Raw genomic sequence first — 15,864 nt, 5'->3', positions numbered from 1 at the left:
CCCGCAATTCACAGAAGAGGGGCCCTGCACCGATCCGGTGCAGGGCCCCTCTTCTGTCGCGTGGTCAGCGGTTGATCACCGTGTGCGGGTGCGCGTACGGCAACGACTCCGCCGGCAACGGGAACTCGGTGTCCTCGCCGAACGGGGACAATCCGCCCGCACGGGTCGACGACAGTTCGGTCACGGCGTGATCTCCATCGGCGGTTTCGGGCCACCCTGGATCCACATACTGCTTCTTCGAATTGTTAGCCACGGTGCCATTTTGACAGGAGCATTCGGCGACGTACAGCCCAGGTCTCTAATCTGATAGTCGATGACCGACACCGACGACACCACCGCGAGCACCAACGGCACCGCAGTCTCCCCCCGCGGCGCCGCGACGCTCGCGGACTGGCTGGCCGCGCGCAGCGACGCCGAACTGACGGATCTGCTGCGCAGGCGCCCCGATCTCGCGGTCCCGCCGCCGGCCACGATCGTCGTCCTCGCCGGTCGTGCCGAGCAACGGGCGTCGGTCGCCCGTGCGGCCGACAACCTGACGTCCCTGGACTTCGGTGTCCTCGAACTCCTGGCGCTGGGGCGTGCCGACGAGGTGCCCGTGCCCCGGGCCACCCTGCAGGAGGCGGTGCGGTCGCGGGCGACGAAGAAGACCGTCGACGCCACCCTGGACGGCCTGCGGTCCGTCGGGATCGTCTGGGGCGACAAGACGACGCTGCGGATCGTTCCCGCCGTCGTGGCCACCATCCCGTGGCGCGTCGGGCGGAGCGCCGAACCCGTCGAGACGCTCGACGAGGCCGGCATCACGGCGGCGCTGGCCGGGCTGCAGACCGCCGAGCGGGACATCCTCGAGACGCTGGCGAAGTCGAGTTCGATCGGACGCACCCGGGACGCGGCCCCCGGGACCCCACCCGACCGTCCTGTCCAGCGGCTCCTCGCCGCCGGGCTGCTGCGGTGGATCGACGACGAGACCGTCGAATTGCCGTTCCAGGTGCGGCAGGTGCTGCGCGGCGAGGCCGTCTTCGACCCCACCTCGCTGGCCGCGCCCACCGTGACGGGCCGCAAACACAAACCGGCCGACATCAATGCGGCCGCCGCGGGTGAGGCCATCGAATTGGTCCGCCACTGCGAGGACGTCGTCAAGGCGCTCGGCGAGATACCTGCACCGGCTCTGCGGGCGGGTGGTCTCGGGGTCCGGGAACTGCGGCGGATCGCCAAGACGTCCGGCATCGACGAGAACCGGCTGAGCCTGCTCGTCGAACTGCTGGCGGCCGCGGGACTGATCGCGAGCGGCACGCCGGACCCGGCCCCGACGTCCGACACCGGAGAGAACTACTGGGCCCCGACCACCGTGGTCGACAACTGGCTCACCTCCCCGGTCGCCCGGCGGTGGCACGCGCTGGCCGCGGCGTGGCTGGAACTGCCGCGCATGGCGTGGTTCATCGGCATGCGCGACGCCAACGACAAACCGGTCGCCGCGCTGTCCGAGGAAGTGCGCGCGCCGTCCGCGCCGCGGGACCGGCAGGCGATCCTGGGGTTGCTGGCGGAACTGGGCAGCGGGCACTCCGCAGACCCCGCCGAGGTCAGTCGCCTGCTGGCGTGGCGCCGGCCCCGCTGGGGTGCCCGGCTGCGCGTCCACGCGGTGGAACGCACCCTCGAGGAGGCCGCGACACTCGGACTCGTCGCCCGCGGCGCGCTCAGTTCGCCCGGACGTGCGCTGCTCCACGGCGGCGACGCCGAGGCCGAGATGCACGCGTCGCTGCCCGAACCCGTCGACCACGTCCTCGTCCAGGCCGACCTCACCGTCGTCGCCCCGGGACCGCTGACCCCGGAACTGCTGGAGCAGGTCACCCTCGTCGCGGACATCGAGTCCGCCGGTGCGGCGTCCATGTACCGGATCAGCGAGGACAGCATCCGGCGCGCCCTCGACGTCGGGATGACGGCGGCGGAACTGCACAGCCTCTTCGCGACCCGGTCGCGCACACCGGTCCCGCAGTCGCTGTCGTATCTGATCGACGACGTCGCGCGGCGGCACGGCCGGCTCCGGGCCGGTGTCGCGGCGTCGTTCGTCCGCTGCGAAGACCCCACGCTGCTCGCGGAGGTCCTGGCGTCACCGGTAGCGGCGTCCCTGGCCCTGCGCGCGCTGGCGCCGACGGTGGCGGTGTCGCAGGCACCGCTGCGGGAAGTGCTCGGCGAACTGCGGGCGGCCGGTTTCGCGCCGGCAGGCGAGGACTCGTCCGGCGCCCTCGTCGACCTGCGCCCGCGCGGCGCCCGCGTCCTGACCCGGCGCAAGGCCCCCGCGAGCCGCACCCCGGCCGTCGCCACGGACGCCCAGCTCGACGCGGTCGTCCGGACCCTGCGCGCCGGTGACCTGGCCGCCTCCACCCGAGGGTCCGGCAGCATCCGGTCCGACGGGTCGCGGGCCAGCAGTGCCGCGACCATCGCCCTGCTCAACGCCGCGGCCCGCGAACGCTCCAGCGTGACGATCGGTTACGTCGACGCGCAGGGTGTGGCGACGCACCGCATCGTCGATCCCGTCAGCGTCGGCGGCGGCCAGCTCGACGCCTTCGACCCGGCGAGCGGCGCGGTCCGCCGGTTCACCCTGCACCGCATCACGTCGGTGGCCCGCGTCGACTGACCCGTGAGTACTTGTTAACCGCGGGACGTTAACAAGTGCTCACAGGTCGGATAACGATTCTGCGCAAACGCCGAGGAATTCCGGGCCGCGCAATACCGTGTTGCTGGTATGTACCTGGCCGGGGACGACTTACCAGGAGGCAGAACCATGGGTGTCGCAGCAACGAAGCCGTTACACGGTTGGTTACGAGGCGTCGTCCGGCTGATGATTGCGGTGGTGGTTCTGCCCCTCGCGTTCGTCCTCGTCGGCGGCGGGACGGCGTCCGCGGACCCGTACAGCCGTCTGCGTGAACACTGGGTCGACGCGCCCGGCGGGGTCGGGCAGATCAAGATCCGCATGTGGCTCGCGAACAACGGCAGCAACAAGGCCGTCTACCTCCTCGACGGACTCCGCGCGACCAACGACGTCAGCGGGTGGGAGCACGAGACCAACGCCGCGTGGCTGTCCGACCACGGGATCACCGTGGTCGAACCGGTCGGCGGGCAGTCCAGTTTCTACACGGACTGGTACGCGCCCAGCAACACCAACAACCAGCCGTACACGTACAAGTGGGAGTCGTTCCTCACCCAGAACCTGCCCGACTTCCTGGCGAACAATTACGGCATCAGCCGCACCAGCAACGCCATCGCCGGACTGTCGATGGGAGGCAACGCGGCGTTGATCCTCGCCGCCTACCACCGCGACCAGTTCACGTTCGCCGGGTCGATGTCGGGGTATCTGAACCTGTCGGCGCCGGGCATGCGTGAGGCGATCCGCATCGCGATGCTCGACTCCGGTGGCTACAACGCCGACTGCATGTGGGGCCCGCCGTGGGATCCGGCGTGGCTTCGTAACGATCCGTTCGTCGCCGCCCCTCTGATGCGAGGACTTCCGATGTGGATTTCGGCGGGCGCAGGCCTCCCCGGCCCGCACGATCAGCCTCAGTCCGCGATCGACGTGTTCAACGTCGGCACCGGCATGGGTCTGGAGGCCATCGCGCTGGCCCAGAACCGTGCGTTCCAGGTGCGGCTCGACACCCTCGGCATCGGCGCGCACTACGACTTCCCGGCGACGGGAACCCACAGCTGGGGCTACTGGCAGGACCAGCTGTGGGCGATGCTGCCGATGATGAAGGCGTCGATCGGCGCCTGACCATGGCCTTCGGCCCCGTGAGTACTTATTAACGTCCCGCGGTTAACAAGTACTCACGGGTGGCGAAGCCGCATAGGCCTCCCAGAGTTCCCGGTAGACGCCGCCCCGGTCCAGCAGCTCGTCGTGCGTTCCGACTTCCGCGACCCGGCCGCCGTCGAGGACCACCACCCGGTCGGCTCGCGCGGCGGTGCTCAGCCGGTGCGCCACGACGACGGTGGTGCGCCGCCGGGACAGGTTCTCGGTCGCGCGGCGGACCCGGTCCTCGGTGGCCAGGTCCAGTGAGGCGGTGGCCTCGTCGAGCAGCAGGATGTCGGGGTCCACCAGTTCGGCGCGGGCCAGTGCCAGCAACTGGCGCTGTCCGGCCGACAGGTTGCGCCCGTGTTCCCCGATCGGTTGCAGGTATCCGAAGGCCAGCCCGGACACCATGTCGTGGGCGCCGACGGCCCTGCTGGCGGCCTCGACCTCGGCGTCCGTCGCGTCCGGGCGTCCGTAGGCGACGGCGTCGCGGACGGTGGCGCCGAACAGGTGCGGTTCCTGCGGGACCACGCCGAGTCGCTGCCGGAACGACGCGAGGTCCAGGGTGCGGGTGTCGATGCCGTCGACGCGCACCGCCCCTGCGGTGGGGTCGTAGAAGCGGGCGAGCAACTTGAGCACCGTCGACTTTCCCGCGCCGGTCTGGCCGACGAGGGCGACCGTCTCGCCCAGTTCGATGTGAAGCTCCACCCCTCGCAGCGCCTCACCCTTGCCGGATCCGTACGCGAAGTGGACGTCGTCGAACACGATGCCGCCGCGGATACGGTCGAGGACGATCGGATCGCCGGCCTGCGGTGTGGTGGTCGGCGTCCGCATCAGTCCCCTCAGCCGTCCCAGCCCGATGACCGCCTGCTGGTAGCCGTCGAACACCTGCGAAAGTTGTTGCACCGGAGCGAAGAACAGTTCGACGTACAGCACGAACGCGATCAGTGTGCCGACGGTGAGGGTCCCGGTATGGATCCGCGCGGTCCCCGCCGCGAGCACCAGACCGGTCGCCACCACGGACAGGAATTCGACGAACGGGAAGTACAGCGCCATGTACCGCTGGGCCCGGAGCCGCGACTCCCGGAAGTCCCAGGCCCGCCGGGCGAACTGGGCCGCGTTGTAATCCTCGCGCCGAAACGCCTGTGTGACGCGGATGTTCGTCACGTTCTCCTGCAGGTAGGCGTTGACGATTCCGACGCGGTCGCGGGCCTCGGCGTAGGCGGGCACCGACTTCCGGCGGAACACGACGGTGGCCGCGACGAGGACGGGCACCACGAGAACCAGCACGAGGGCCAGTTCCGCGTCGATCACCAGCAGTGCCACCAGCACACCGGAGATGGTCAGCCCGCTGACGACCGCGGTGGCCAGACCCGTCTGCAGGAAGTTGGACAGGCTGTCGACGTCGGTGGTCATGCGGGTCATGATCCGGCCGGCGAGTTCCCGCTCGTAGTACTGCAGTCCGAGCCGCTGCAGTTGCGCGAACGTCTTGACCCGCAACGTGTACAGGAGCCGCTCGCCGGTACGTCCGGTCACCCGGGTCTGCGCGACGTTGACGGCCCAGTCCAGCAGCACCACGACCACGGTCGCGGCCGCCGCGAGCAGCAGCAGGTCGCGGGCGCCCTGCAGCACTCCCCGATCCACGCCGGTACGGACCAGGACCGGCACCGCGATCTGCGCGACGGCGTCCAATCCGACCAGCACCAGTCCCGCGACCAGCGGCAGCAGGAGGGGCCGCAGCAGTGAGCCGAGCCCGAACGCGGGGTCGGCGGCCCGGGCCTCGTCGGCGGCGACGTCCGGGTCTCCGGTGAGCGGTGGCAGGTCGTCGAGTCGGGCCATCACGTCGGGTCCGGGTGGTGCCGACGACAGGATTCCCCCTGCCGCGCCGCCGCGCGAGGGTCCGCTGGCACCGGCCGCCGCGGTCGCGAAAGCCGCTGCGGCCCTGGCGTCGAACACCCCGGACGCCTCGTCACCGTCCTCCCGGCGCCACAGCTCGGCGGTGACGCCGTCGACGTCCGGCAGCGGCGGCGACGGGTCCGGGGCGGCGACGTCGTCCGCACTCGACAGCAGCGCACGGAACAGCGGGCAGCGTTCGTCGAGTTCGGCGCTCGTCCCCACGTCGACGATGCGGCCGTCCGCCAGCACGGCGATGCGGTCGGCCAGGGCGAGCGTCGACCGGCGGTGCGCGATGATCAATGTGGTCCGCTCCCGGGTGGCGACGCGCAGTTCGTGATGGACGGCGGCCTCGACCCGGGCGTCGACCGCAGAGGTCGCGTCGTCGAGCACCAGGATCCGCGGATCGGTGACCAGTGCCCGGGCGAGGGCGATGCGCTGCCGCTGACCACCCGACAACGTCACCCCCTGCTCCCCCACGACGGTCTCGAGGCCGTCCGGCAGCGTGTCGACGAATTCCTCCGCCTGCACCACGCGCAGTGCCTCCCGCACCGTTGCCTCGTCGACGTCCGGCCTGCCGTACGAGACGTTCGCGCGAATGGTCGCGGACATCAGGTAGCTGTCCTCGAAGACGACGCCGAGCGCGGAGCGCAGCGAGTCGAGCGACAGCCTGCGGGTGTCGATCCCCCCGACGGTGACCGCACCCGCGTCGACGTCGTACAGCCGCGGAACGAGCATGGCCAAAGTCGATTTGCCCGAACCGGCGGCACCGACCACCGCCACGGTCTCGCCGGGTGCGATTCGCAGCGACAGTCCGTCGAGCAGTCGGTTCGACGGGTCGTAGCCGAAGGCGACGTCGTCGAATTCCACCGCGAGCGGCCCGTCCGGCAGTTCCACGGCGTCGGGCGCGGTGGTGACGGCCGGCGCGTTGTCGATCACCTCGCGGACGCGTTCGACGCTCGCACGCCCCTGCTGGCTCACGGTCAGCAGGGTGGCGAGTTGACGGACGGGCGACGCGAACGCCGCCAGGTACGTGGTGAACGCGACGAACGTGCCCAGCGACAGTGCGCCGTGCAGCGCCAGCCACCCGCCGAGGGCGAGCACCAAGGCCTGGCCGAGCATCGGGACCGCCTGCAGCGCAGGGTTGTACCGACTGGTCAGCCGCGCGACGCGCAGCCGGGACCGGAAGAGCTCACCCGCCCGCTTCTCGAGGTCTTCGAGTTCGCGGTCCTCCTGGCCGAATCCCTTGACGACGCGCACCCCGGTGACGGCGGCTTCCACCCCGCCTGCCACGACGGCCGCCTGTTCCTGCGCATGCCAGTTGGCGGGGAACAGGTCGACGCGGCTGCGCAGGGAGATGAACCACAGCGCGGGCAGCACGGCGAGGGCGACCAGGGTGAGGATCGGCGACAGCACGGCCATCACGCCCAGCGAGATCGCGAACATCAGCAGGTTCCCCGCCATGTGCGGCAGTAGCTGCAGGAGCATCTGGATCAGCGTGATGTCCGAGATCGACCGGCTCACCACCTGCCCCGTCTGCAGCCCGTCCTGTTTGACGCCGTCCAGCCGCAGCAGTGATCGGAAGGCGTCGCCCCGCAGGTCGTACTGGACGCCGAGGGACAGCTGCCCGGACCGGTACCGCCGCGTGTAGGCGGCGGCGAAGCGGATCGCCGCGAGGGCGACGAGCACCGCGATCCACGGGGCCAGTGCATGATTCGCGTCGACCGCGGCGTTGTCGATCACGTGCCGGACGGCCAGCGGGATGGTGGCGGTGGCCGCGGCCGCCACCGCCGCCGCCCCGTACGCGAGAACGAGATTGCGGCGCTGGCGCAGACAGTAACCGAACAGGTACCGCAGCCAGCCGGTGTTCTCCGGAGCTCCCGTCGTCACTGCGCAGACACCAACGTGGAATCCTTCTCGACCGCAAACTGATTCGCGGGCCGCGGCAGGCCGTAGTGCCCACGCAGCGTGGTCTCGGTGTAGTCGGTGCGGAACAGTCCGCGTTCCTGCAGGATCGGGACCACGGAGTCGACGAACTTCTCCAGCCCGGACGGCAGGACGGCGGGCATGATGTTGAACCCGTCCGCGGCGCCGTTGCGGAACCAGTGCTCGATCGTGTCGGCCACCTGGACCGGGGTGCCCGCGAACGTGCGGTGCCCGCGACCGCCACCGAGTCGCCCGATCAGTTGCCTGACGGTGAGCTTCTCCCGGCGGGCGAGGTCCACGATCAGCGTGTACCGGCTCTTCGCGCCCTCGATCTCGTCCTCGGACGGCAGGTCGTCGGGCAGTTCCTCGTCGAGCGGGAGTTGCTCGGGTTCGAGATTGAACCGCTGCGCCAACTGCTTCCGGGCGTATTCCGGCGAGATCAGCCGCTCCAGCTCGGCCTCGAGTTCGAGGGCCTCCTCTTCGGTGTCCGCGATGACCGGCACGATGCCGGGCAGGATCAGCACCTGCTCCGGGTCCCGGCCCACTGCGGCGACGCGGTCCTTGACGTCGGCGTAGAACGCCTTCCCTTCGTCCAGGGTGGGCTGGGCGGTGAAGATGGCCTCCGAGTAGCGGGCGGCGAAATCCTTTCCGTCCTCCGACGATCCCGCCTGCACGAGCAGCGGGTATCCCTGCGGCGACCGCGGCACGTTGAGCGGTCCCCGCACCTTGAAGAACCGGCCCTCGTGTTCGATGACGTGGACCTTGTCGGAGTCGGCGTGGATCGCGACGTCCTTGTCCGCGACGATGGCGTCGTCCTCCCAGCTGTCCCACAACTTGGTGGAGACGTCCACGAACTCCGCGGCCCGCTCGTACCGGCTGCGGTGGGCGGGGGTGTCGTCGAGCCCGAAGTTCTGCGCTGCGTCGGCGCCGGCCGTGGTGACGATGTTCCAGCCGGCGCGGCCGCCGCTGACGAAGTCGAGGGACGCGAACCGCCGCGCCAGGTTGTACGGCTCGTTGTAACTGGTCGACGCGGTCGCGATCAGGCCGATCTTCTCGGTGGCCGCGGAGATCGCGGTGAGGATGATGGTCGGCTCCAGCTTGCCGCTCGGCCTGCGTTCCGGGTTGCTGAACAGCACCGGGCTGTCGGCGAGGAACACCGAGTCGAACTTTCCGCGTTCGGCGGTCTGCGCCAGCGAGATGTAGTGCTTGATGTCGAGGTTGGCGTTCGGGTCACTCTCGGGCAGGCGCCAGGCCGCCTCGTGGTGTCCGATCGCCATCAGGAATGCGTTGAGATGCAGCCGGCGCTGGGGTGACGAACTCATGGTGTAACTCCTCACTGTGCCGCTACCTCGACGCCGAGGGCGCCGAGCAGCGTATTGCGAAACTCGTGGAACTTGCTGTCGCCGAGCGCTCTCGGCCTCGGAATGTCGACGATCTCGTCGACGACGATCTGCCCGCGGTCGAGGACGAGCACCCGGTCGGCGAGCGCGATCGCCTCGTCGACGTCGTGGGTGACGAGCAGGACGGTCGGGCGGTGGCGGCGGATCAACTCCTGCAGCAGCGCGTGCATCTTGATCCGGGTCAGCGCGTCGAGGGCGCCGAACGGCTCGTCGGCGAGGAACAGCTGCGGCTCGCGGACCAGCGCCCGCGCCAGCGCCACCCGCTGTTGTTCGCCGCCGGACAATTCACTGGGCCAGGCCTTCTCGCGGCCGGCGAGCCCCACCTCCGCGAGGGCGGAGGCGCCCGGGCTCGTGCCGGTGCGGCCCAGCCCGAGCGTCACGTTGTCCAGCACCCGCAGCCACGGCAGCAGCCGTGAGTCCTGGAACGCCACCGACACTTCCGCGGGCACGGTGAGCGTTCCGCCGCGGCCCTCGACGTCGTAGTCGAGGCCCGCGAGCGCGCGAAGCAGTGTGCTCTTGCCGGACCCGCTCTTGCCGAGCAGGGCCACGAACTGGCCTTCGGGAATGTCGAGGTCCAGGTGGTCGAGGACGGTCTTGTCGCCGAATCCGCGGACGAGGGACCGCACCTGCACGGCGGCGGGTTCTAACCGGCGAGTGTCTTGCGCCATGACAGCGACCGCCTTTCGATGTAGCGGAGGACGGCGTCGGACAGCAGACCGAAGATGCCGTAGACGGCGAGCCCCACGAGAATCACGTCGGACTGTCCGTAGTTCTGGGCGTTGTACATCATCTTCCCCAGACCGGTCACCGCGTTGATGCCCTCGACGACGATGAGAGTGAGCCAGGCACCGGTCACCGAGAGACGCAGTCCGAGAAAGAATCCCGGCATCGCACCCGGCAGCACCACCTTGCGGATGAACGTGGCCCGGGACAGCCCGAGGACCTCGGCGAGTTCGACGTACCGGTTGTCGATCGACGTCAGCGAGTTGTGGGTCTGGATGTACATGTGGACGACGACGCCGAGCGCGATGATCACGATCTTGAACGTCTCGCCGATGCCGAGCCAGAGGATCAGCAGCGGGATCAGGCCGAGCGTCGGGATGGCCCGTTTGAGCTGGATCGGTCCGTCGATCAGGGCGTCACCGGAACGCGTCAGACCAGCGACGACGGCCAGGGTCGTCCCGATCACCACACCGAACGCGAACCCGACGGCGGCGCGACTCAACGACGCGGCGATGTGCTCCTGCAGGATGCCGGTGGAGATCAGGTCGACAGCCGTGGTGACCACAGTCCACGGCGCGGACAGCTTTCGCGGGTCGATGAGGCCCGCCAGGCTTCCCGCCGCCCACACCGCGAGGAGGAGCAGCACCCCGGCCAGCCGGGAGAACGGGAAACCCTTGCGCAGGCCCAGTCGCCGGATCGGCCGCTCGGCGGCACCGGACCCGGACCTGTCGGCACCGGCGGCGGTCGTGCGCGCCGGCACGGCTGCGGGCGCGGAGAGAATACTGGTCATCGCTGCACACCGCCTCGGTACTCGGCCGGCACGGCGTCTGCGGCGACGGTTTCGAATCGGCGGTCGAACAGCTCGTTGGCGTCGAACTCACTGAAGTAGCCGGCGTCGGAAAGCAATTGGACGGTGTCCTGCGTCCACTCGACAGCCGCGTCCCAGTTGGCCGGGTACGACGGTCGCTGCCCGACGGAGGCGACGATGCGCTTGCCGTCCTCGGCCGACACCTGTTCGCTCTCCACGTAGTACTTCTGGATCCACGCGTCCTGGTTCTCCCACGCCCAGATCTCCCCGCGCGCCCAGAACGGAATGAACGCCTTGATCGCCGCCGCCTTGGCCGGATCCTGCAGGACCTCCACCGGCGCCCAGAGCACGGTGAGCGCGTCCACCGCGTCGGTCTGCAACGCCTTCGCTCCGTCCGGTCCGTACTGGTTCAGGTACTTCGTCACCGTCGGCTCCGACAGCGGCGCGACGTCCACCTGCTTCGACTGCAGCGCGGTGAGGAACTGCGGGCTGGGCAGCTCGACGAGCTGGACGTCGTTCGTGGTCAGGCCCTGTGCCTTCAGCGTTCGCAGGATCACCACGCCCTGCGCCTGCCCGGGCGAGAATGCGATCTTCTTGCCCCGCAGGTCCGGCAGTGCCGCGATGTCCGAGCCGGGGGCGGTGGCCAGCACGTACTGCGGCTGTTCCTTCTCCCGGACCGCGACGATCTTCGCGTCGAGCCCCGTGGCGTGCGCCTGGATCGGCGGGATCGCGGCGTTGGTGGCCAGATCGACCGCGTTGCCGCGGAAGGCCTGGATCACGTCGGGACCGGCGCTGACGTCCGGCCAGTCCGACACGGTGAACGGGAGATCGGCGATCTTGCCGGTCGCCTCGAGCTGCAGCCGGGTGGTCTTGATCGACACACTGAGCGAGGTTCCTTCCGGAACCTGATCGGGCACAGCATCATCGAGTGCGAGCCCGCCGGAGGAACCGGAGGAGCAGGACGCGAGCCCGAGCGCCACGACGCCGGCGAAGGCAGCGCGCGTGAGGCGCCGGTACCCGGCGGAAGACACGAGTGAACTGGACATGAGTGATCCTTCGAAGGATGTGGTCTCCGGTCGGGCACCCCGGACGCAGAAGGTCGGGTGCCACGCAGGAGCGAGAAAGGAAGAACGGAACGATGTTTCGGCAAACGTCAGGCCGGAGACGTCAGATGCGACCCGGTCGCGTGCGGCGACAACAGGACCCGGAGCGACACGAGGTGGTACGCACGCTGTCCGCCGTGGTGATGTTCACACCAATATCCTTGCGATCCAGCGCAATCCCCGTCAACATTGCTTCCCACCGAATTAACTCCGGCCCTGTGATACACGTCACGAAATTCCGGCCATTGGCCGCACGAAGCTGGTGAGCGGCGCCCGGTAGAGCTCCGCGAGGATCACGGAACCGGCGGACACCGGCAGCGCCCGTCCCGGAAAACTGGTGGACAACACGGACCACGACGGATCGTCGCACGTCGCCGACGACTCCGCGACCGCCCGCCGGACGGTGTCGAGGCAACCGGGAATCCCGCTCACACTCTGGTCGCAGACGATGAGGACCTCCGGATTGAACAGATCCAGCAGACGCGCCGCCACCACCCCGACGCCGTGCGCCCGTTCCGTGAACAGGGTCAGCGCCTCCGAGTGCCGGCGACGGCCGGCGTCGAGTAGGTCGCGGAAGATCGGCCGCTCGATGATGCCCAGTTCCATCGCCCTGCGCACCAGCACCCGATCCGACAGGGTGGCCTGCACACACCCGGTGCGCCCGCAGGTGCACTCCTCGACACTGTTCTCGACGGGCACGTGCGCCACCGCGCCCGCCGCCGCGCGAGGACCGTGGTGGACCACGCCGCCGGTCGCGAACGCGGCGTCCACCACGTTCCCGACGAAGAGTTGCACCACACTCTCGCGCGCCCTCGGTTCCCCGAACAGCACCTCCGCGTCGATGAGAGCGCGCGCGTGCGAATCCATCCGGACGTCCAGGCCCGTGCGCTGCTCGAGATCCGCGCGGACCGGGTACCCGTTCCAGCCCGGGATCGGATGCTCGCGCACCACACCCGATTCCGAGTCGATCCAGCCGCCCGCCGCGAAACCGACACCGATCGGAACCGACGGCTCCCCGTGCCGGACGGCCAGCGCCTCCAGGGTCGTCACGGCGTTCCGCAGGATCTCGGCCGGTCCCAGCCCGTAGTGCGGATCCCGGGACCGCGCCAGCACCTGCCCGCGCAGGTCGAGCAACGCGGTGGTCACGTGCGTGATCGCCAGATGGATGCCGTAGACGACGTACCGGCTGTCGTCGACGTCCACCGGCACGTGGGGGCGTCCCAGCCCGGTGGGACCCGCGATCTCCGGCAGTTCCCGCAGCAGTCCGTGGTCGACGAGCTGCGCGCTGGCCGTGGTCACCGTCGCGGGCGAGAGCCCGGTGACGCGGGCGATGGTGCTGCGCGCGATCGGCCCGCTGTCGAGGACCGTACGCAGCACCGTGCCCGCGCTGGCGCCGGAACGTCCGGCGCCGCGCCGGGTGCCGGGCTGGGTTCGCGCCATCGGTCCCCCTTCGCCGCGCGCAGTGATGTGGCCTGACCTCGAACGCTAGCGAAGGGGAACGTGCAGTTCAACGGACTCGATTCCCGTGAATTTAACTCCCCGTGAGTACTTCTCAACCGCCGGCGGTCAACAAGTACTCACGGGGCGTCAGCCACCCAGATTGACCTCGATACAGTACGTGCGCTGGGGTTCGGAGAAGGCGATGGGGAATGCGGTGTCGAACTCGTTGCAGAGGGTCTCGTCGTCCTGGCCGTCGGCGCGTCTGACGACCTTGACGGTCTGCATGTCGGAGCAGTCGGACGGCACGATCCGGCCGTCGTCCTCGAGCAGGTAGCAGGAGTCCTCGATCATGTTCGGGACTAGGCACAGCGTGGTCTGCACGTCCTTGTCCTCGCCGACGAGGGTGTAGGAGAAGTAGTCCTCCCCGCACTGGACGTCGCCGTCGTTCTTCTGCGCCACCTCGTACGTGGCCTCGCTGTCGGAGCAGTCCCGCTTCTCGTGCGAGGTGTCGGCGGCGGTGGTCGACGCGGACTCGAAGAACAGGCAGTCGCCGACGTCGAGGGCGTTCTCGTCGGCGCTCTTCACCGCGTACACGCCGAACGCGGCGACGGCGGCGAGGATCACCACGGCGAGGACGCCGAGAGTGATGAACAACCCTTTCCGCGACTTCTTCGGCTGCGGTGGGTACTGACCGGTCGGGTACTGGCCGGGCTGCTGCCCGTACTGGCCCGGCGGATACTGACCGGGTTGCTGGGCGTACTGCCCCTGCTGGTACGGCTGCTGCGGGTACTGACCCTGCTGGTAGGGCTGCTGCGGCCCACCCTGCGGGTACGGTTGCTGCGGGTTGTTCGGCGGTTCGCCGGGGACGCTCGGATCGGGGCGGTTCGGGTCGTCGGGGGGCTGGGTCATCGCGAGCCTCGTCTCTGGGTCGATCCATCCGGCTGCCCCTCAATTTAGGCTCCGACCGCCCCGGATGTGCACGTATCGGCCCTGCCCGGGCCGCGACGTGGCGCGCCGCCGCCCGGATCAGGACAATGGACAGGCTGGCTACATCCGGCACCGCATTTTCGAGGAGGCTTCCGTGACCGACGGACCGTTGATCGTCCAATCCGACAAGACCCTGCTGTTGGAGGTCGATCACGAACGCGCGAACGACGCCCGCCAGGCGATCGCCCCGTTCGCGGAACTCGAGCGCGCGCCCGAACACGTCCACACGTACCGCATCACCCCCCTGGCGCTGTGGAACGCGCGCGCCGCCGGGCACGACGCCGAGCAGGTGGTCGATGCGCTCGTCAACTTCTCCCGGTACGCGGTGCCGCAGCCGCTGCTGGTCGACATCGTCGACACGATGGCCCGGTACGGGCGCCTGCAGTTGGTGAAGAACCCCGCCCACGGTCTGACGCTGGTCAGCCTCGACCGCGCGGTCCTCACCGAGGTGACCCGGCACAAGAAGATCGCCCCGATGCTCGGTGCCCGCGTCGACGACGACACGGTGGTGGTGCACCCGAGCGAGCGCGGCCGTCTCAAGCAGTTGCTGCTCAAGGTCGGCTGGCCGGCGGAGGACCTCGCCGGGTACGTCGACGGCGAGGCGCACGCCATCGACCTGGACTTCGAGGGCACGTCCCCGGGGTCGGCGGACGGCCAGTGGCACCTGCGCGACTACCAGGAGATGGCCGCCGACTCGTTCTGGGCCGGCGGGTCCGGCGTCGTCGTCCTCCCCTGTGGTGCGGGCAAGACGATGGTCGGTGCGGCGGCGATGGCCAAGGCGAAGGCCACCACGCTGATCCTGGTGACGAACACGGTCGCGGGACGGCAGTGGAAGCGCGAGCTGATCGCGCGCACGTCGCTGACCGAGGAGGAGATCGGCGAGTACTCCGGCGAGCGCAAGGAGATCCGCCCGGTCACGATCGCGACGTATCAGGTAATCACCCGGCGCACGAAGGGCGAGTACAAGCATCTCGAACTGTTCGATTCCCGCGACTGGGGTCTCGTGATCTACGACGAGGTGCACCTGCTGCCCGCCCCGGTGTTCCGCATGACCGCCGACCTGCAGTCCCGCCGTCGCCTCGGACTCACCGCCACCCTGGTGCGCGAGGACGGCCGCGAGGGCGACGTGTTCTCGCTGATCGGGCCGAAGCGGTACGACGCGCCGTGGAAGGACATCGAGGCTCAGGGGTGGATCGCTCCCGCCGACTGCGTCGAGGTGCGGGTGACGCTGACGGACGCCGAACGCATGGCGTACGCCGTCGCCGAACCGGACGAGCGGTACAAGCTGTGTTCCACCGCGCACACCAAGATCGCGGTGGTGAAGTCGATCCTGGAACGGCACACCGACGCACCGACGTTGATCATCGGCGCGTACCTCGACCAGCTCGACGAACTCGGTGAGGCGTTGAACGCCCCGGTCATCAAGGGGTCGACCAAGAACAAGGAGCGGGAGGAACTGTTCGACCGTTTCCGGGCGGGCGAAATCCAGACGCTGGTGGTCAGCAAGGTCGCGAACTTCTCGATCGACCTTCCGGAAGCGTCTGTCGCCGTGCAGGTTTCGGGCACGTTCGGGTCCCGCCAGGAGGAGGCTCAGCGGCTGGGCCGACTGCTGCGACCCAAGCACGACGGCGGCCAGGCCCACTTCTACTCGGTGGTGGCGCGGGACACGCTAGACGCCGAGTACGCCGCCCACCGGCAGCGCTTCCTCGCCGAGCAGGGATACGCGTACCGGATCACCGACGCCGACGACCTGCTGGGCCCGGCCATCGGGTAGCCGCCTGCCGCCGGAGCGGGCGCTCTAAGCTG

At 69.5% G+C, this 15,864-nt stretch carries 11 protein-coding genes; 3 read left to right on the top strand and 8 right to left on the bottom strand.

Translation table 11 applies throughout. The features are described from left to right. Positions 1 to 64: 64 nt before the first annotated feature. Entirely contained in the window at positions 65 to 253 is a 189-nt protein-coding gene (locus tag I1A62_RS35025) for a hypothetical protein (RefSeq protein WP_015888783.1), read from the bottom strand. 60 nt (positions 254 to 313) lie between these two features. Between I1A62_RS35025 and I1A62_RS35020 the strand changes: the two genes are divergently transcribed. Then, on the top strand, positions 314 to 2,632 hold the full coding sequence (locus tag I1A62_RS35020; RefSeq protein WP_219456843.1) for a helicase-associated domain-containing protein: 2,319 nt from the start codon (positions 314 to 316) through the stop codon (positions 2,630 to 2,632). A 147-nt stretch (positions 2,633 to 2,779) separates the two neighbouring features. Then, positions 2,780 to 3,763 (top strand): alpha/beta hydrolase family protein, encoded by a 984-nt coding sequence (locus I1A62_RS35015; RefSeq protein WP_219456841.1) that lies wholly within the window; start codon positions 2,780 to 2,782, stop codon positions 3,761 to 3,763. Between the two features lie 42 nt (positions 3,764 to 3,805). On the opposite strand, the gene I1A62_RS35010 is transcribed toward I1A62_RS35015, so the two are convergent. The 7 genes from I1A62_RS35010 to I1A62_RS34980 all read right to left on the bottom strand — a co-directional run bounded on the left by I1A62_RS35010 (position 3,806) and on the right by I1A62_RS34980 (position 13,980). Continuing rightward, positions 3,806 to 7,561 (bottom strand): ABC transporter ATP-binding protein, encoded by a 3,756-nt coding sequence (locus tag I1A62_RS35010; RefSeq protein ID WP_219456839.1) that lies wholly within the window; start codon positions 7,559 to 7,561, stop codon positions 3,806 to 3,808. Beyond that, complete coding sequence (locus tag I1A62_RS35005; RefSeq protein ID WP_219456838.1) at positions 7,558 to 8,919, bottom strand: LLM class flavin-dependent oxidoreductase; 1,362 nt, start codon at positions 8,917 to 8,919, stop codon at positions 7,558 to 7,560. Before I1A62_RS35005 ends, I1A62_RS35010 begins: the two co-directional genes overlap by 4 nt. Before the next feature lie 11 nt (positions 8,920 to 8,930). After that, positions 8,931 to 9,665, bottom strand: coding sequence for an ABC transporter ATP-binding protein (locus I1A62_RS35000; protein WP_219456837.1), 735 nt, complete (start codon positions 9,663 to 9,665; stop codon positions 8,931 to 8,933). Further along, positions 9,641 to 10,510 (bottom strand): ABC transporter permease, encoded by an 870-nt coding sequence (locus I1A62_RS34995; protein WP_124392678.1) that lies wholly within the window; start codon positions 10,508 to 10,510, stop codon positions 9,641 to 9,643. Before I1A62_RS34995 ends, I1A62_RS35000 begins: the two co-directional genes overlap by 25 nt. Continuing rightward, positions 10,507 to 11,574, bottom strand: a complete 1,068-nt coding sequence (locus I1A62_RS34990) for a PhnD/SsuA/transferrin family substrate-binding protein (protein WP_219456835.1) — start codon at positions 11,572 to 11,574, stop codon at positions 10,507 to 10,509. Before I1A62_RS34990 ends, I1A62_RS34995 begins: the two co-directional genes overlap by 4 nt. 285 nt (positions 11,575 to 11,859) lie before the next feature. Continuing rightward, positions 11,860 to 13,071: an ROK family transcriptional regulator gene (locus I1A62_RS34985; RefSeq protein ID WP_124392676.1), complete on the bottom strand. Its 1,212-nt coding sequence runs from the start codon at positions 13,069 to 13,071 to the stop codon at positions 11,860 to 11,862. Between the two features lie 147 nt (positions 13,072 to 13,218). Next, positions 13,219 to 13,980: a hypothetical protein gene (locus I1A62_RS34980; protein WP_124392675.1), complete on the bottom strand. Its 762-nt coding sequence runs from the start codon at positions 13,978 to 13,980 to the stop codon at positions 13,219 to 13,221. A 172-nt stretch (positions 13,981 to 14,152) separates the two neighbouring features. Here I1A62_RS34980 and I1A62_RS34975 point away from each other — a divergent pair, with 172 nt between their 5' ends. Beyond that, positions 14,153 to 15,832, top strand: a complete 1,680-nt coding sequence (locus tag I1A62_RS34975; RefSeq protein ID WP_124392674.1) for a DNA repair helicase XPB — start codon at positions 14,153 to 14,155, stop codon at positions 15,830 to 15,832. Positions 15,833 to 15,864 lie beyond the last annotated feature (32 nt).

This window comes from Rhodococcus sp. USK10 (assembly GCF_019378875.1).
GTDB lineage: Bacteria > Actinomycetota > Actinomycetes > Mycobacteriales > Mycobacteriaceae > Rhodococcus_F > Rhodococcus_F pseudokoreensis.
This window is presented reverse-complemented; position numbering and strand designations above follow the sequence as displayed.